Raw genomic sequence first — 16,931 nt, forward strand, 5'->3', positions numbered from 1 at the left:
TTGAGGCCGCGCAAGGCTTGCATAATAGACAGCCATGAACGCTATCACCGCCGCCCCGGCAACCCTGCCGAGTACGCCCAGCCGCCTGCGCCGCTTCGCCTGCATGATGTATGAAGGCGTTCTTCTGTTCGGTGTCGTGTTTCTGGCCGGTTATCTTTTCGATACGCTCACGCAGAGCCGCCATGCACTGGCCTTGCGGCATACACGTCAGGCCTGGCTTTTCCTGGTCATGGGCCTGTATTTCGTTCTGTGCTGGCGCCACAACGGGCAAACCCTGCCCATGAAAACCTGGCATATCCGATTGGTCGACCGCCATGGCCGCGTTCCCGGCCTGCCGACCCTGATCTGGCGGTATCTGCTGCTATGGCCGTTGCCGTTGGTTGCCGCCGGCCTGGTCGCCCTGGCCTCGAGCATGAGCCGCTGGCCGTCGATGGATCTGTTTATCGTAGTCGCGCCGTTTGCCATTTTTGTCCCCAGTTGGCTGGATCCTGACGGTCAGTTCCTGCATGACCGATTGCTGGGAACGCGCTTGGAGAGTGCCGCGCAGGCCAAGGCGTAACCACCTCGTCACTGTTTTTTCATCCAGGCGTCATCTGAGGCTGTTTTCATAGCCTGGCCGTCAGGTCAGGAGGAAAATGCCGTGAACGAAATCCGCCCTACGCATTGGCGCACTTTGTGGATATCCGACGTCCACCTTGGCAGCGCAGGTTGTAAAGCCGACTTCCTGCTCGATTTTCTTGAGCATAACGATTGCGACACGCTTTACCTGGTCGGCGACATCGTCGACGGCTGGCAGTTGCGCAAGCATTGGCATTGGCCACGTGCCCATAACGACGTCGTGCAGCGCATCCTGCGCAAGGCGCGCAACGGCACCCGCGTCATCTTCGTGCCCGGCAATCATGATGAATTCGCCCGCGAATTCGTCGGCTTTGCCTTCGGCGACATCGAAATCCTGGACGAAGACGTTCACACCACGGCCAATGGCCGCCGCCTGCTGGTACTCCATGGAGACCAGTTCTACGGCGTGATCCAGCACAGCAAGTGGCTGGCTCACCTGGGCGACAACCTTTACCAAACGGCGCTCTGGCTCAATAGTCACTTCAATCGCCTGCGGCACCGCATGGGCCTGCACTATTGGTCGCTATCGCAGTATCTCAAGCACAAAGTCAAGAACGCCGTGGCCTTCATCGATGATTTCGAGCAGACGCTGGCGTCAGAGGCCAGACGACGAGGCCTGGATGGCGTAATTTGCGGACATATCCATAAGCCCGCCATGCGAGACGTCGACGGGATACTCTATTGCAACGATGGAGACTGGGTGGAGAGCCTGTCGGCGCTGGCCGAGGACCACGACGGCGAACTGCGCCTGTTGGACTGGGCCAGCCAATTGGCCGAACGTCCTGCAGCCGCAGCGCCCCGGCGATCGCTGTCTCTGCCTGCCCTGCCCTCGACCCTTCGCCGGCAAGGTCCGCCCCCGTAAATACCCTTATACGTCCCCCTTACAGATACGGGAATGTTGCAGTTCCCGTCCCTCTCGTTCATGCTTGCAGTTGAAGAAATCGGTCACAGGGATACCGCTTTCCCCCAGCCAAGCCGGCCCGAGGCAAAATTGCCAGCGCTGCGGCTCAGGGAGCATTCCTGCCACTCGTTGCCACCGAGCTCACAACAAAGGGCCATGAACGACCAATATCAGGCGCTCTACCAATCTTTCCGCTGGCTGGTTCCCACTCAGTTCAACATCGCGGAAGTGTGCTGCCATCGCTGGGCGTCCAGCAGTGCGGACGCACGCCGTATCGCCATCTTCTACGAAGACGAAGCCGGCAACCGCGAAGTCTGGACCTATGCCAGGCTCGCCGAGGCGGCCAATCAGCTTGCACAGGGCCTCACGAAGATGGGCGTCGAACGCGGCGATCGCATCGGTGTGGTTTTAGGGCAACGCCCCGAAACCGTCGTGGCCCATATGGCGATCTACAGCGTGGGCGCCGTCGTGTTGCCGCTGTCCTCGCTCTTCGGCCCGGAGGCCTTGGGAGCTCGGCTGCGCGACTCCGAAACGCGGGTCGCCATCGTGGATGCTGCCTCCAGCGCCAATCTCATGGCCGTCAGCGACCACTGCCCTGACCTGCAACAAATCATCGGCATCGACTTTGCCGACGAACGCGTGTTGCCGTGGCGTACCCTGCTGGCCCGCCAGCCGGGCGAATTCAAGCCCGTACCCACCCGAGCCAGTGATCCCGCCATTTTGCTCTACACATCGGGCACCACCGGTGCCCCGAAGGGAGCACTGCTGCCGCACAGTGTGCTGATCGGCAACCTGCCGGGATTTGTCGCGTCTCAGGACTGGTTCCCACGGCCCGCCGATGTGTTCTGGTCGCCAGCCGATTGGGCCTGGACGGGCGGCATGATGGACGCCTTACTGCCCACGCTGTATTTTGGCCATCCCATCGTGGGCACGCGCGGGCGTTTCTCGCCAGAGCGCGCCTTCGAACTGATGGAGCGCTATCAGATCACCAATACCTTCCTCTTTCCGACCGCACTGAAGATGATGATGAAGTCGGTGCCGGACCCCCGTAGCCGTTACCGCTTGGCCTTACGGGCCATCATGAGCGCGGGCGAGAGTGTGGGTGAGACCGTATTTTCCTGGTGCGAGAACGCCTTGGGCATCAAGCCCAATGAAATGTTCAGCCAGACCGAAATGAATTACATCGTGGGCAACAGCCACAAACGCTGGCCGGCTCGCCCGGGCAGCATGGGCAAGCCCTATCCCGGGCACAATGTCGCCGTGATTGACGATGCGGGCCAACCCGTCGCACCAGGCGAAGTCGGTGAGGTGGCGCTCAATCGCCTGGATATCCACGGCTACCCGGATCCGGTGATGTTCATCGGGTATTGGCGCAACGACGCTGCCACCGCCGCTAAATACACCGGCGACTGGTGCCGTACCGGTGATCTGGCGTCCATCGACGCGGACGGCTACCTATGGTATGCGGGCCGTGCCGACGATGTCTTCAAATCGGCCGGCTACCGCATCGGGCCGGGCGAAATCGAAAACTGCCTGCTGTCCCATGCGGCCGTGGCCAACGCGGCCGTAGTACCCAAGCCCGACCCGGAACGGGGCGCGCTGGTCAAAGCCTACGTCGTGCTCACGGACGACTACCTGGGCCGCGACACCGAGGCCATTACCCAGGCGCTGCAGGAACACGTGCGTGCCCGCCTGGCCCCCTACGAGTATCCCAAAGAAATCGAATACGTCACGCACCTTCCCATGACCACCACGGGCAAGATTCAGCGTGTCGTTCTCCGACGCCTCGAGCAGGAGCGCGCCGCTAACCGCAGCGACGCCTGACACCGCCCGCCCCGACCCTCTCATGCCCATTTATCAACTCGACGACTACCGACCCCAAATCGATCCCAGTGCCTATGTGGCCGACAGCGCCGACCTGATCGGGCAGGTCGTGCTCCACGCTGGGGTCAGTATCTGGTCGCATGTAGCCATTCGCGCCGACAACGAACCCATCGTCATTGGCGAGGGCAGCAACGTCCAGGAAGGCAGCGTACTGCACGTCGACCGCGGCAGTCCGATGCTCATCGGGCCTGGCGTTACGATCGGCCACCAGGCCATGCTGCACGGATGCACCATCGAAACCGGCTCGCTGATCGGAATGCAGGCCATCGTGCTCAACAACGCCGTGGTGGGCAAAAACTGTCTGATTGGGGCGGGAGCCATCGTGCCCGAAGGGCGCCGCATCCCCGACAACTCGCTGGTGATCGGCGTGGGCAAGATTGTGCGCGAGCTGTCCCCCGAAGAAATTGCCGGCATGCATGCGGGCACGCAACACTATGTCGAGCGCGGCCAGCATTACAAGACGGCCTTGAAACGAATAGGGTGAAACTGCCGGCGCGGCCGCCGATCAGCTAACATTCCTGCATGACCGATTTACTCAAGAAATACCTCTTCGAGGCGCGCACCGTGCGCGTGCAATCCGTGCGCCTGCAAGATACCTGGAAACAGGCGCAATCCCATCAGCAGTATCCAGAGGCCATCACCCGCTTGCTGGGTGAGATGGTGGCGGCCTCCGCCCTGCTTGCCGCCAATATCAAATTCGAAGGTTCCCTCGTCCTGCAGATCCAGGGCGATGGTCCTATTGCCCTGCTGGTGGTCGAGTGCCGCTCGGATCTGAGCCTGCGTGCCACCGTCAAAGTGCGGGAGGGCCACGACGTCCCGGCCGATGGAACCCTGCAATCTTTACTCAATGCCGAAGGAGGCGGACGCTTCATCGTGGTGCTTGACCCCGAACGCAAAGTCCCCGGTCAGCAACCCTATCAGGGCATCGTTCCGTTAGAAGGTGAAACGGTTGCCGAGGCGCTGGAACACTACATGAAGGCATCCGAACAGTTGGACACCCGGTTGTGGCTGGCTGCCAACGGCGAGGTCGCCGCCGGAATACTGATCCAACGCCTCCCCGACCAAGGTGGCAATGAGGTCGAGCAGCAAGCGCCGGGCGAAACCTGGAATCGCGCGCTGCATCTCGCAGGCACACTAACGGCACAAGAGCTTCTGGCGACGGACATGGATACCCTTATCCATCGCCTGTTCTGGGAAGAAACCCTGATTGCCTTCGAGCCCGCCACCGTGCGCTGGTTCTGTCCTTGCACTCGCGAGCGCGTGGCAGGCATGTTGCGCACCCTGGGTCAGGCCGAGGTCGAGGATATCCTGGCCGAACAGGGCAAGGTCGAGGTGCACTGCGATTTTTGCGGCAAACCCTATCGGTTTGATCCCGTCGATTGCGCAGGCCTGTTTGCTGCGGCATCGCCTCACCCCGAGCAGGACCCGCCGACCGTTCACTGAACCGTAGCATCCACAATCGACGGCCTGGCTAGGGGTGCCGCATACTGCGGCCATGTCACCAGGCCGTTTTTCTTGCTGCATGCGCTGGGGTGGCCAGGCCGCAGTCGAGTTCACCGTTGCGCTCCTGGCATTGCTGCTGGCAGCCTGCGCACTCTACGAAACCATGCAATGGCAACGCCAGAGACAATTGCTCCATTTGGCTCTTATCGAAGCGGCGCGCGCTGGCAGCGTGTCGCACGTGCATCCCCAACACATGCGCGCCGCATTTGAGGCCGCACTCGCACCGCTGCAGCATCAGTCCCGACATGCCGCGGCACGCGCCGAGGGTCTCATACCCTGGCGGCTGGAAGTTCTGCAACCCAGCGAAGCACACTATCGGCGTCACGGGCAGCATCTGCCTGGTTTGCCAGAGCTGGCCATTAACAACGACTATCAAGCCGAGCAGGATGCATTGCGGCCGGGCCTGCCATCTATCCAGCAAACCAACACCTTACGCCTGCGGCTGACCTACGCCAGCGCGCCGGCCACTACCCTACTGGCTGCGCTGCTGCCGTATCTTGCGCCGCTGGCGGGCGACGCCTGCCGCCGTGCGATCTTGGCTGCGGGCTGGTTGGCCATCAGGCTGGAACTCGCGATGGAAATGCACAGCCATCCGACGCGCTGGCCGGAGCTTGCGCAGGTGCACACGCGGAGCCGACCTTGCGGCTAACGCTGGCAATCGGCCAGATCAGCGCCGTTGCTGGGTGCTACTGGCACCCGCCGCAGGCCTGGCCGGTGGCTTGGGGGCCGTTGCCTGAGGCACCGAATTCGCCGACGGCAGTGGCGAGCCTGGCGGCAGCACGTGCACAAAGACTTCGCCTTCGCGCATCATTCCCAGATCGCCACGGGCGCGCTCTTCAAGCGCACCCGTGCCACTATCCAGATCCCGCACTTCAGCCTCGAGCGCCGCATTACGCGCGCTCAGGCCTTCGTTGACCTCGCGCTGGGCGGTCACATCACGTTGGTAGTCCCAAACCTTGAACCACCCGCCTTTGCCTAGCCAAAGCGGATACTGGATCAAACCAACCAGCACGAGAAGCACCAGGAACAACAGGCGCATAAAGCGGGCACCCAGGTTTAGAGTAGACAGATCCTAGATAACAGAGGCCGGGGCATCACACCCCGGCCCGACATCAACGAAGGTTGTAGAACGCTTCGATGCCAGGGTAAGAGGCGACTTCGGCCAGCTCTTCCTCGATCCGCAACAACTGGTTGTACTTGGCCATGCGGTCCGAGCGCGACAGCGAGCCCGTCTTGATTTGCATGGCGTTAGTCGCCACGGCGATGTCGGCGATGGTCGAGTCTTCGGTTTCGCCCGAACGATGCGATACGACGGCGGTATAACCGGCGCGCTTGGCCATCTCGATGGCGGCGAAGGTCTCGGTCAGGGTACCGATCTGGTTGATCTTGATGAGGATGGAGTTGGCCACCCCCTTCTGGATGCCTTCACGCAGGATGCGCGTGTTGGTAACGAACAGATCGTCGCCCACCAGCTGGACCTTCTTGCCCAGTTGGTCGGTCAGCAGCTTCCAGCCGTCCCAATCGTTCTCGGCCATGCCGTCTTCGATCGAAATGATGGGGTACTTATCGCACCAGGTGGCCAACAGATTGGCGAACTCCTGCGAAGACAGCGACACACCGCCCTCACCGGCCAGGGTGTACTTGCCGTCGCGGAAGAATTCCGAGCTGGCGCAATCCAGGCCCAGGGCGATTTGCGTGCCCGGCTCGTAACCCGCTTCGGTGATGGCTTTCAGAATCAGCTGAATGGCCGCCTCGTGATTGGCGACGTTGGGGGCAAAACCGCCCTCGTCACCCACGGCGGTGGACATGCCCTGGCCGTGGATCAGCTTCTTGAGCATGTGGAAGACTTCGGCCCCCCAGCGCATGGCTTCACGGAAGCTGGCCGCGCCCACCGGCAGAATCATGAATTCCTGCAGGTCGAGGGTGTTGTTGGCATGCGCTCCGCCGTTGATGACGTTCATCATGGGCACGGGCATGCTCATGGGGCCGCTGCCCCCGAAATAGCGATACAGCGACAGGCCGGACTCATCCGCTGCGGCGCGTGCCACGGCCATACTGGCGGCCAAGATGGCATTGGCGCCCAGGCGCTCTTTGCTATCGGTGCCGTCCAGTTCGATCAGCGTGCGATCCACGAACGTCTGTTCCTGGGCATCCAGGCCCATCAACGCTTCGGAGATTTCGGTATTCAGATTCTCGACGGCGCGCAGCACGCCTTTGCCGAGATAACGGCTCTTGTCGCCGTCGCGCAGCTCAATGGCTTCGCGCGCGCCGGTCGATGCGCCCGAAGGAACCGCCGCGCGGCCCATGACGCCGGATTCCAGCAGCACGTCACACTCGACAGTGGGATTGCCGCGCGAATCCAGAATTTCGCGGCCGATGATATCGACGATTGCACTCATTATTTACATTCCCTGAACGATGAACATATTCATGACGGCCGCGCCTTCGCGAGCGTTGCGAGCGCGGCGGTACTGCCAGGAGTCATAGAAGGCTTGCGCGGCAGCCATGGTCGGAAACTCCAGCACCACAGTACGGCCAGGCTCGCCCCTCAAGGTGCTTAGCTTCGCCGCCCCGCACGAGCACTTTGGCGTCGTACGCGCGCATCGCGAGCGTGGACAGACGTTTGTAGTCTTCATACTGCGCAGGCTTGGTGACCGTAACCTCGGCGATCAGATAAGCACTCATGCACTTCCTTTAAAACAAATTTGGAACAAAGCGGACGCAACGCAAGCGGACCACTTCGCATGATAGCCAGGGAAAGCACAACGGGGCGGACCTGCTTGTATCCGAAAATGCTTCCCTGGTGTCAAACGCTTGCGGCGTCAAGGGCCAAGGGAGTCCGCAGGCTCCCTTGTATTACGCCTTTTCGCCTCGGCGAGTCTTGCCATCGAGCGCGGCACGGATATAGCTCGAAAAGAGCGGATGGCCGTCGCGCGGGGTGGAAGTGAACTCGGGATGGAACTGCACGCCGACAAACCACGGATGGTTAGGCAACTCCATCATTTCAGGCAGGTTTTCTGTCGGCGTGCGGGCACTGATGACCATGCCCGCCTCTTCGAGGCGAGGCACGTAGACATTGTTGACCTCGTAACGATGGCGGTGCCGTTCATTGACCTCATCGCCATAAATGGCCTGAGCCAGCGTGCCAGCCTTGATGGGGCAGCGCTGCGCGCCCTTGCGCATGGTGCCGCCCAGGTCGGAGGCGTTGTCACGCTTCTCGACCTTGCCTTCGCGATTCATCCACTCCGTGATCAGGGCCACTACCGGGTGCGGTGCCGACGGATCGAACTCGGTGCTGTTGGCACCGCCGAGACCGGCGACATGACGGGCGAATTCGATGACGGCCAGTTGCATACCGAGACAGATTCCCAGATAGGGAACACCGTTTTCGCGCGCATAGCGGATGGCGGCGATCTTGCCCTCGGTACCACGCTTGCCGAAGCCTCCTGGCACCAGGATGGCGTCCAGGTGCTGCAACTGCTCAGTACCACGGGTTTCGATGTCTTCGGAGTCGATGTATTCGATCTTGACCTTGGAGCGCGTATGAATGCCGGCGTGGACCAGCGCTTCGCTCAAGGATTTATACGATTCGGTCAGGTCGACATATTTGCCGACCATGCCAATGGTGACTTCGTGCTGAGGGTGCTCCAGCGCATCGACCAGGTTGTCCCACATGGACAGATCGGCCGGCGGCGGCGTCAGGCCGAGCGCCTCGCAGACGATGTTGTCCACGCCTTGCTGATGCAGCATGGCCGGGATCTTGTAGATCGAGTCCACATCCCAGACCGAAATGACCGCATCCAACGGCACGTTGGAGAACATCGAAATCTTGGCGCGCTCGTCGTCGGGGATGCGGCGGTCGGCACGGCACAGCAGTGCGTTCGGGTAGATGCCGATTTCGCGCAGCTTCTGCACCGAATGCTGGGTGGGCTTGGTCTTGAGCTCACCCGCTGAGGCGATGTAGGGCACCAGCGTCAGGTGCACGAAGGCGGCGTTGTTGCGGCCCAGGCGCAGACTCATCTGGCGAGCGGCCTCAAGGAAGGGCAGCGACTCAATGTCGCCGACCGTGCCGCCGATCTCGACGATCGCGACATCGGTGTGACCCTGCCAGGCAGAATCCGCGCCGCGCGCCACGAAATCCTGGATTTCGTTGGTGATGTGCGGAATCACCTGAACGGTTTTTCCCAGGTAATCACCACGCCGCTCCTTGCGCAGCACCGATTCATAGATTTGGCCGGTGGTGAAATTGTTCACCTTGCGCATCTTCGTGGAGATGAAGCGCTCGTAGTGGCCCAGGTCCAGGTCGGTCTCGGCGCCATCTTCGGTCACGAACACCTCTCCGTGCTGGAAAGGGCTCATGGTGCCGGGATCGACGTTGATGTAAGGGTCGAGCTTTAGCAGGGTGACTTGCAGACCGCGCGATTCGAGGATCGCGGCGAGAGACGCGGCGGCGATACCCTTGCCCAGGGATGACACCACACCGCCGGTGACAAATACGTATTTGGTCATCGTGAGAGACGCCCGGGATAAGCGGGCGCTAGCGGGAAATTTGGATTATACCTGTGTGGCGCAAGATACTTGGGTTTTCCCTTACACCCCCCAGGCGGCAGAGTCCGGCCCGGACGGCTAAAGCGGCCTGCGGCTTAGCCCGACTTTACCGCGTAACGCCGGACGTTTGCGCTGGAGCTTGCTCGCTCGGCCCACCCGCCGGACCTGGCCGGGTGTGGCTTGCGGCCAACACCCTGGTGCGGCTCAGGCGACCAGGGGTTCGGTGCGCGTCAGCAGCCAATCCAGGGCGGCCCCCTGCACCAATGGCGCCAGACGCTCGCGCACCTGGCGGTGGTAGTCATTGAGCCAGGCGATTTCGTCGGGGCGCATCAGTGCCGCGTCGATGCAACGTGTGTCGATCGGGCATAGCGTCAGCGTCTCGAAGCACAGGAACTCGCCCAGTTCGCCCTCGAACCAGCTACGGTTGGCGACCAGGTTCTCGATACGCACCCCCCAGCGCCCCGGGCGGTAGATCCCTGGCTCGTTGGAGGTGATCATGCCCGGCTCCATTGCGGTATGCGCGCCCGGCGCGGCGCGATACGAAATGACCTGCGGCCCTTCGTGCACATTGAGGAAATACCCCACGCCGTGACCCGTGCCATGCCCGTACTCGGCCGCGCCGGCCCAAATGGGAGCGCGTGCCAAGGCATCGAGCATGGGCGATGCGATGCCGCGCGGAAAGCAGGCGCGCGACAAGGCAATCATGCCCTTGAGCACCAGAGTAAAGTCCACCTTCTGGTCGGCGGTGGGCGTTCCTACGGCGACAACGCGGGTGATATCCGTCGTGCCGTTCAGGTATTGACCACCCGAGTCAATGAGCAGCAGCCCATTGCCCTCGATAACGGCATGGCTATCTTCGGTCGCGCGGTAATGCGGCATGGCGCCGTTGGCGTTATAGCCTGCAATCGTGGCAAAGCTGGGGCATACGTAGCCCGGCCGACGTGCGCGCGCCAGGGTAATCTGTTCATCAATGGTCAGTTCGGTGACCGTTTCACGCCCTTGCGCTGCCTCGAACCAGGCAAAAAACTCGCACAGCGCTGCGCCATCCTGAGCCATGGCTTCACGCACATTGGCCAGCTCGGCCTCGCTTTTGCGCGACTTCATCAGCGTGGAGGGATTGATATCTTCGACGCGCGCGATCTGCGGGTCCATTGCGTGGAACACGCCACACGTGACGCGGGCAGGATCGATGAGCAGGGTCTGGTCGTGCTCGAGCGTGCCCAAGGCTTCGGCCACGAGGGCGTAAGGCGCCACGTCGACGCCATCGGCAGCCAACGCTGCGGCCAGCGCGTCATCGATCTTGCCCTCGGCCACGAACAAGGTCGCGTAATCACTGCCAATCAGTGCATGCGCCAGGAAAACCGGGTTATAGCTGACGTCCGCACCGCGCAGATTGAAAATCCAGGCGATGTCGTCGAGCGTGCTGACAAGATGCGTGTCCGCCCCTTTGGCGGCCATGGCCTGGCGCACCCGGCCCAGGCGTTCGGCGCGCGGCTGGCAGGCATGAGGCGCCAGATGCTCATAAACCGGCGCATCGGGCAGGCCCGGCCTGTCGACCCAGATCTCATCGATCAGGTCTTCGCTGATGGACAACTCGACCTGCGCCGGCGCCAGCGCGCGCGACAAGGCCCGAAACGCGGCCAGCCCCAGCACGTTGCCATCCACCCCTACCCGCCCACCCGACGGCACGTGAGCGGCCAGCCAATCCACATGCCCAGGCGTGCTCGCCAAGGCGATCTTCATGAGCGTGATGCCCGTACCAGCCAACTGAGCCTCGGCCTGCACCCAATAGCGGCTATCGACCCAAAGACCCGCAAAATCTGCGGTAACGACCAGCGTACCCACCGAGCCGGTAAAGCCGCTAAGCCAGCGCCGCGCCTGCCAACGCTTGGGAAGATATTCCGACAAATGCGGATCGGCAGATGGCACGACATAGGCATCCAGCTTGTTGCGGCGCATGGCCTGGCGCAAGGCGGCAATGCGTTGATCGGTGCTTGACATGGTTTCCTCGGGACTTAGCGCAGCATGAATGACATCGCAGCCAGGCTGTTGAGCGTACGGATGGCGGCCTGCATGGTGGGAACGGTGAAGCTCAGGGTGACGCCGTCGACGCGCTCGAGCGTCGGCCACATGCAGAACAGGTCCGCCAGCGCTGAGGACTGTGTCTGCAGACGGCATTCTATCGGGCCAGCGATGTGAAAAGGAACCGCCCGAGCCAGATTACGCGTGGCCGCCTCGGCGCCCGTGGAGATCGCCCTGCGCGCGGCAGCGGGCGTCAGCGTCACGCCGCTGCCCTGCCCATGTGCGACCTTGGTCTGAACCCACTGTGCACCAGGGAACAGGGGGCGGGTTTCCTCGATGAAAGCATCGTCGCCGCAGCCAAGGATCACCGGCACTCCCAACTCCCCGGCCAATGCTCCATACAGACCCGCCTCGCCCAGTTCCATGCCATTGATGCTCACGCGGGCGAAGGCAGCGCTATTGATGGTGTGGGCCAGCACGCCGCGACCTTGCGAACGCGTGTGATAACCGACCATCATGACCGCGTCACACCCCTCTTCCAACCCGCCCATCATGCCCAGATAGCGCGGCTTTCCCAGCACCAAGCGAGCCCGCTCGTCGATCTGATCCGGCAGCAGATTGCGAAATCCGCCATGGGAATCATTGACCAGCACTTCGGTGGCCCCGCCGGCGAAGGCACCGGCCACCGCGGCATTGGCCTCGCCTGTCATCCAGGCACGCGCGCGCTCGTACTCGCCGTTGCCGGGGCGAACCTGTTCGGCGTGAAATACGCCGGCCACGCCCTCGATATCGGTTGAAATCAGGATCTTCATGGTGTGTTCCTCAGAAATCGCGATCGGCCAGCCACTGCCGCCAATCCGGAATGACTTCAGGCAATGCGCGGCGGAAATGGCCATCGCGGCCATGCACGGTTTGCGCGCGCCACAGCGCACTGACAATGGCCTGCTCGCAGGCTTCGGCAGCCGCCTCGAAAAGAGGATCCAGGTACGCTTCGTGCAGCATGGCCTGCGTCGGCATCGCCCGCTCGGCCTCATGGGGCACGGTATAGGCTGTCGAAAACGCCAGCGCGATATCGCCGCTGCCGTGGCCAAAGACCGAGCCGGTGCGAGCCAGTCCAGCGCCTGCGCGCAACGACAACCGCCCCAATTGACGCGAGTCCAGAGCAGCGTCTGTAGCCAGAATGAGGATAATGGAACCCTTTTCCGGGCCATGGTCATCACGCCGTGCCAGACGTTGGCCGAAAGGCCGCCCGGCAATCGTCATCAGCGGCAACCGGCCAAAGTTCGACAGCACCAGCGCCCCGACCATGTGGCTGGCACCCGACTTAAGCCGGGCTAAGCGCGAGGCCGATCCAATGCCGCCCTTGAACGAAAAACTGGACATGCCGCGGCCTGCGCCGACCGATCCCTGCGCAAAATCGGCAGCGGCGGCGGCATAAGCCTGGTGATAGTCGTCCTCGGTAATCGCCAAGGTCTGGATATTGTTCAGATAACCATCGTTGCACTCGAACACCAGCGGATTGACGGTGGCCCACTCGCGTCCGATGGACGGATTGGCCGCAATCGCCTGCCGGATCTGGGCATTGGCTACGGTCCCCACACCGAAGGTATTGGTCAGCGCGATGGGTGTCTCCAGCACGCCCAGCTCCTGTACCTGGACCAGTCCAACACTTTTGCCGAAGCCGTTGATGATGCTGGCTGCCGCCGGCACCTTGTCCCGGTAGGGGTCGCCGCCGTGAGGCCACAGCACGGTCACGCCGGTCTGGCAGTCGCCATCGGCCCGGGTGGCATGTCCCACGCGGATCCCGGCCACATCGGTGATGGCGTCGCGCGCGCCGGCTTGCAGAGTGCCGATGCGCGGCAGTTCGGGCAGCTTATCGCTCGTTGTCATGATGTTGCCGCCAGTGCGGTCTCCCTCGGAATCTCAGGAAAAAAGGGCACGGCTTGCGCCGCGCCCTTGCCGTTTTTCTCGCGGCGCGCTCAGCGCCGGTCGATCTTGGGATAGAGGGCGTCGCGCAGGCCATCGCCCAACAGGTTGAACGCCAACACGGTCAGAAAAATCGCCAGCGCCGGAAAAATAGCCACATGCGGGGCCAGCACCATATCGGCGCGGGCTTCGTTGAGCATGGCGCCCCACTCCGGCGTCGGCGGCTGCGCGCCCATGCCCAGAAAGGACAGGCTGGCTGCAGTGATGATGGAGGTTCCCACACGCATGGTGCCGTAGACCACGATGAGAGAAATCGTGCCGGGCAGAATGTGCCGCATGATGATGGTCCAGTCCGAAGCACCCACACTGCGCACGGCCTCGACATAGGTCATCTGCTTGATGGCCAGCGTGTTGCCACGCACCAATCGTGCAAATGCCGGAACGCTGAACACCGCCACGGCCACGATGACATTGATCATGTTGGAGCCCAGAATGGCGACCACGCCGATGGCCAGAAGCATGCCCGGAAACGCCAGCAGCACATCGGAGATGCGCATGGTGATGCGCTCCCACCAGCCTTCGTAGTAGCCCGCCATCAGGCCCATGAACGTACCCACGATGGCGCCCATGGCTACCGACAGAAAGCCAGCAGCCAGAGAAATGCGCGCACCCATGAGGATGCGACTGAAGATGTCGCGCCCCAGCGAATCCACACCCAGCCAGTGCTGCCAGGACGGCCCGGCATTCAACGCGTCATAGTCGAAAAAATTCTCCGGATCGTACGGCACGATCCAGGGGGCGAAAATTGCCACGGCAATCAGAATCAGCACGAAGATGCCCGCACCAACGGCCAGCCTCTGCTTCTTGAACTTGCGCCAGAACTCGGTGAGCGGCGTGCGCACGTCATTCTGCTTGGGGGTAACAGCGGCAGTAGTCGTATTGCTCATGGCCGCCTCACTTATAACGGATACTGGGATTGATGACGCCGTAGAGCACGTCGACAATCAGGTTGATCAGAATGAATTCCAGCGAGAACAGCAGCACCAGACCTTGGATGACCGGGTAATCGCGCTGAGTCACGGCGTCGACCAGCAGGCGACCAAGCCCGGGCCAGTTGAACACCGTCTCGACCACAATGGAGCCGCCCAGCAGAAAGCCAAACTGCAACCCCATCATGGTGACCACCGGAATCAAGGCATTGCGCAGAGCATGCTTGATCACCACGCGACGCTCGGTCAGGCCTTTGGCGCGCGCCGTGCGTACAAAGTCCTCCTGGATGACTTCTACGAAGGAGGCGCGCGTGAAACGGGCCATCACTGCCGCCACTGCGGCACCCAAGGTGATCGACGGCAGGATGTAGTGCTTCCAACTCGATGCGCCTACGGCGGGCAACCATCCGAGATTGACCGAGAACACCTGCATCAGCATCATCCCCAGCGCGAAAGCCGGAAACGAGATTCCCGATACCGCCAATGTCATGAACAAGCGATCCGGCCATCGATTGCGCCAGACGGCCGACACGATGCCAAAAATCATCCCGAAGGTGACCGACCAGATCATGCTGGTGATCGTCAACCAGAGCGTGGGCATGAAGCGCTCGGCGATTTCTGTGGCCACCGGCCGTTTGGTACGCAAGGAAACGCCGAGGTCTCCATGGAGCATATGGCTGAAGTAGCGCACGAACTGCTGCGGCAAAGGCAGATCCAGCCCGAGCTCTTTGCGCACCAGCTCCACGGTGGCCTGGTCCGCCTCCTGGCCCGCGGCCAGACGCGCCGGGTCACCGGGCAGCATGTGCACAAAGAGGAACACGACCACCGCGACGAGCAATAGCGTCGGGATCATGCCCAAGAGTCGTTTGACGATATAGGTCAGCATTGAAATTCCTGAGACGCCGGCGGGCGCACCATGCCCCGCCGGGCCACGTTTACTGCTTGGTTTACTGCTTGGCTTACTGCTTCAGGTCGATGTCGCCAAACCAGAACGAGGTGTCGGGTTCGACATACACGCCGGAGAGGTTCTTGGACTTGACGTACACATTGTTCTGCGTGACCAGGAATGCCCAGGGCGCGTCGTTCCAGATGGTGTCCTGAACCTTGCTGTAGATCTCGGTCTTCTTGGCGCGGTCCGTCGTGGCCAGCGCTTCCTGCACGCCGTCATCCACCGACTTGTTCGAGTAATAAGACACGTTGTTGAGCACCGGCGGGAATGCCCCCGTCGTCAGCAGTGGACGCAGACCCCAATCCGCCTCACCCGTGGAGGACGACCAGCCGGCGTAGTAGAGGCGGACCTTGGCGTCTTCGGGTTTTTGCACCTGCTGCACGCGCTGCACGCGTTGTCCCGACTCCAGAACCTCGACCGAAGTCTTGATGCCGACCTGGGCCAACTGTTGTTGCAGGAACTGCACCACCTTGACCGACGTGCCGTCGTTGTAGGCCGACCAAAGCGTCGTCTCGAAACCGTTCTCGTAGCCGGCTTCCTTGAGCAACTGACGGGCCTTGGCGGGATCGTAAGGCCAGGCACCATTTTTATGTGCGTAGTCCACGCCCGCGGGCACGACGCCATCGACCTTGGTGGCGTAGCCATTGAAGGCGACCTTGGCCAACGCATCCTTGTTGATGGCGTAGTTGATGGCCTGGCGCACGCGTACGTCGTTAAACGGCTTGACCTGGGTGTTCATGGACATATAGCGCGCCATGATCGAGTTCTTGTGATCGACCACGTCCAGCTTGTCGTTCTTGGCCAGAATCGCGGCCTGCTCAAACGGCACGGGGAAGGCGAACTGCGCTTCACCGGTCTGCACGACGGCGGCGCGCGTGTTGTTGTCGGTCACCGTACGGAAAGTGATGCTGTCGACCTTGGGCTTGCCCTTGTTCCAATAGCCATCAAATTTCTTGACCTTCAGGTACTCGGCGGGCTTCCACTCCACAAACTCGAAGGAACCGGTGCCCACGGGATGGAAACCGATTTCCTTGCCGTACTTGGCCAGCGCGGCCGGCGAGATCATCATCGCGGCCGGATGGGCCAGCGCATTGGGGAAGGCCGAGAAAGGCTTCTTCAGGGTGATCTTGACGGTCAACGGATCGACCGCCTCGACCTTGTCGACCACGCTGAACTGGATGTAGCGCGACAGACGATTATCCGGGTTGGCGGGACGTTCGAAATTGATCTTGACGGCTTCGGCGTTGAAATCGGTGCCATCATGGAATTTCACGCCAGGGCGCAGCTTGAACGTGTAGACCAGGCCGTCATCGCTGACGCTGTAGTCGGTGGCGAGTACTTTCTGGATCTTCAGATCCTTGTCGAACTCGAGCAGGCCTTCGTAATACGCCTTGCCCACAGCCTGGTTCAACGTGCTGTTGGTGTTGTAGGGGTCCAGCGTCTCGAGCGCAATCGAAACGGCAAAGGTCACGTCCTTGCTGGCGTGCGCAAGCGGCGAGGCGAGCACACCGAAAGCCAGCGCGGCGGCGGCCATGAGTTTGGTGGGGTGCAGTACTTTGTTCATTGCAACTCCTGGATCAGAAAGGAGAGA

General features: G+C 61.9%; 15 protein-coding genes and 1 pseudogene. 6 read left to right on the forward strand and 10 right to left on the reverse strand.

Going from position 1 to position 16,931, the window contains the following annotated elements; translation table 11 throughout:
• Positions 1 to 34 precede the first annotated feature (34 nt).
• The 6 genes from LK440_RS12190 to LK440_RS12215 all read left to right on the forward strand — a co-directional run bounded on the left by LK440_RS12190 (position 35) and on the right by LK440_RS12215 (position 5,555).
• Entirely contained in the window at positions 35 to 559 is a 525-nt protein-coding gene (locus LK440_RS12190; RefSeq protein WP_005012303.1) for an RDD family protein, read from the forward strand.
• 81 nt (positions 560 to 640) lie between these two features.
• On the forward strand, positions 641 to 1,480 hold the full coding sequence (locus tag LK440_RS12195; RefSeq protein ID WP_005012301.1) for a UDP-2,3-diacylglucosamine diphosphatase: 840 nt from the start codon (positions 641 to 643) through the stop codon (positions 1,478 to 1,480).
• A 195-nt stretch (positions 1,481 to 1,675) separates the two neighbouring features.
• Entirely contained in the window at positions 1,676 to 3,343 is a 1,668-nt protein-coding gene (locus LK440_RS12200) for an acyl-CoA synthetase (protein WP_005012299.1), read from the forward strand.
• Between the two features lie 22 nt (positions 3,344 to 3,365).
• A complete protein-coding gene (locus LK440_RS12205) occupies positions 3,366 to 3,887 on the forward strand; it encodes a gamma carbonic anhydrase family protein (RefSeq protein ID WP_005012294.1) in 522 nt (173 codons plus the stop codon).
• A gap of 38 nt (positions 3,888 to 3,925) precedes the next feature.
• A complete protein-coding gene (gene hslO, locus LK440_RS12210) occupies positions 3,926 to 4,846 on the forward strand; it encodes an Hsp33 family molecular chaperone HslO (RefSeq protein WP_005012293.1) in 921 nt (306 codons plus the stop codon).
• A gap of 52 nt (positions 4,847 to 4,898) precedes the next feature.
• The gene (locus tag LK440_RS12215) at positions 4,899 to 5,555 is read left to right on the forward strand and encodes a hypothetical protein (protein ID WP_025341347.1); all 657 of its coding nucleotides are present in this window, start codon (positions 4,899 to 4,901) and stop codon (positions 5,553 to 5,555) included.
• Between the two features lie 18 nt (positions 5,556 to 5,573).
• Here LK440_RS12215 and ftsB read toward each other — a convergent pair whose 3' ends face one another.
• From ftsB to gsiB, 10 genes and pseudogenes are all read right to left on the reverse strand, one after another.
• Positions 5,574 to 5,945 (reverse strand): cell division protein FtsB, encoded by a 372-nt coding sequence (gene ftsB, locus LK440_RS12220; protein WP_005012291.1) that lies wholly within the window; start codon positions 5,943 to 5,945, stop codon positions 5,574 to 5,576.
• Positions 5,946 to 6,018: 73 nt separating this feature from the next.
• Positions 6,019 to 7,305: a phosphopyruvate hydratase gene (gene eno / locus LK440_RS12225; RefSeq protein ID WP_005018901.1), complete on the reverse strand. Its 1,287-nt coding sequence runs from the start codon at positions 7,303 to 7,305 to the stop codon at positions 6,019 to 6,021.
• A 3-nt stretch (positions 7,306 to 7,308) separates the two neighbouring features.
• A pseudogene (locus LK440_RS12230) lies at positions 7,309 to 7,591 on the reverse strand (DUF1330 domain-containing protein).
• 171 nt (positions 7,592 to 7,762) lie between these two features.
• On the reverse strand, positions 7,763 to 9,415 hold the full coding sequence (locus LK440_RS12235; protein WP_005012289.1) for a CTP synthase: 1,653 nt from the start codon (positions 9,413 to 9,415) through the stop codon (positions 7,763 to 7,765).
• A 243-nt stretch (positions 9,416 to 9,658) separates the two neighbouring features.
• Positions 9,659 to 11,455 carry an aminopeptidase P family protein gene (locus tag LK440_RS12240; RefSeq protein WP_005012286.1) on the reverse strand — a complete coding sequence of 599 codons (1,797 nt, stop codon included), beginning with the start codon at positions 11,453 to 11,455 and terminating at the stop codon, positions 9,659 to 9,661.
• A gap of 14 nt (positions 11,456 to 11,469) precedes the next feature.
• On the reverse strand, positions 11,470 to 12,288 hold the full coding sequence (locus LK440_RS12245; protein ID WP_005012285.1) for a M55 family metallopeptidase: 819 nt from the start codon (positions 12,286 to 12,288) through the stop codon (positions 11,470 to 11,472).
• Between the two features lie 10 nt (positions 12,289 to 12,298).
• Positions 12,299 to 13,366: a DmpA family aminopeptidase gene (locus LK440_RS12250; protein WP_005012284.1), complete on the reverse strand. Its 1,068-nt coding sequence runs from the start codon at positions 13,364 to 13,366 to the stop codon at positions 12,299 to 12,301.
• Positions 13,367 to 13,455: 89 nt separating this feature from the next.
• Positions 13,456 to 14,349: a glutathione ABC transporter permease GsiD gene (gene gsiD, locus LK440_RS12255; protein WP_005012282.1), complete on the reverse strand. Its 894-nt coding sequence runs from the start codon at positions 14,347 to 14,349 to the stop codon at positions 13,456 to 13,458.
• Positions 14,350 to 14,356: 7 nt separating this feature from the next.
• Positions 14,357 to 15,277 (reverse strand): glutathione ABC transporter permease GsiC, encoded by a 921-nt coding sequence (gene gsiC / locus LK440_RS12260; protein ID WP_005012280.1) that lies wholly within the window; start codon positions 15,275 to 15,277, stop codon positions 14,357 to 14,359.
• 73 nt (positions 15,278 to 15,350) lie between these two features.
• Positions 15,351 to 16,904 carry a glutathione ABC transporter substrate-binding protein GsiB gene (gene gsiB / locus LK440_RS12265; protein WP_005012278.1) on the reverse strand — a complete coding sequence of 518 codons (1,554 nt, stop codon included), beginning with the start codon at positions 16,902 to 16,904 and terminating at the stop codon, positions 15,351 to 15,353.
• Between the last annotated feature and the right edge of the window lie 27 nt (positions 16,905 to 16,931).

It is taken from the genome of Bordetella holmesii, assembly GCF_020735985.1.
Taxonomy (GTDB): Bacteria; Pseudomonadota; Gammaproteobacteria; order Burkholderiales; family Burkholderiaceae_B; genus Bordetella; species Bordetella holmesii.

Bases quoted from the DNA above. Each gene is read 5' to 3' on its own strand.
- LK440_RS12250 (WP_005012284.1), bottom strand. From the start codon at position 13,366: ATGACAACGAGCGATAAGCTGCCCGAACTGCCGCGCATCGGCACTCTG.
- LK440_RS12205 (WP_005012294.1), top strand. From the start codon at position 3,366: ATGCCCATTTATCAACTCGACGACTACCGACCCCAAATCGATCCCAGT.
- LK440_RS12235 (WP_005012289.1), bottom strand. From the start codon at position 9,415: ATGACCAAATACGTATTTGTCACCGGCGGTGTGGTGTCATCCCTGGGC.
- LK440_RS12215 (WP_025341347.1), top strand. From the start codon at position 4,899: ATGTCACCAGGCCGTTTTTCTTGCTGCATGCGCTGGGGTGGCCAGGCC.
- LK440_RS12190 (WP_005012303.1), top strand. From the start codon at position 35: ATGAACGCTATCACCGCCGCCCCGGCAACCCTGCCGAGTACGCCCAGC.
- LK440_RS12200 (WP_005012299.1), top strand. From the start codon at position 1,676: ATGAACGACCAATATCAGGCGCTCTACCAATCTTTCCGCTGGCTGGTT.
- eno (WP_005018901.1), bottom strand. From the start codon at position 7,305: ATGAGTGCAATCGTCGATATCATCGGCCGCGAAATTCTGGATTCGCGC.
- ftsB (WP_005012291.1), bottom strand. From the start codon at position 5,945: ATGCGCCTGTTGTTCCTGGTGCTTCTCGTGCTGGTTGGTTTGATCCAG.
- hslO (WP_005012293.1), top strand. From the start codon at position 3,926: ATGACCGATTTACTCAAGAAATACCTCTTCGAGGCGCGCACCGTGCGC.
- LK440_RS12240 (WP_005012286.1), bottom strand. From the start codon at position 11,455: ATGTCAAGCACCGATCAACGCATTGCCGCCTTGCGCCAGGCCATGCGC.
- gsiD (WP_005012282.1), bottom strand. From the start codon at position 14,349: ATGAGCAATACGACTACTGCCGCTGTTACCCCCAAGCAGAATGACGTG.
- LK440_RS12245 (WP_005012285.1), bottom strand. From the start codon at position 12,288: ATGAAGATCCTGATTTCAACCGATATCGAGGGCGTGGCCGGCGTATTT.
- gsiB (WP_005012278.1), bottom strand. From the start codon at position 16,904: ATGAACAAAGTACTGCACCCCACCAAACTCATGGCCGCCGCCGCGCTG.
- gsiC (WP_005012280.1), bottom strand. From the start codon at position 15,277: ATGCTGACCTATATCGTCAAACGACTCTTGGGCATGATCCCGACGCTA.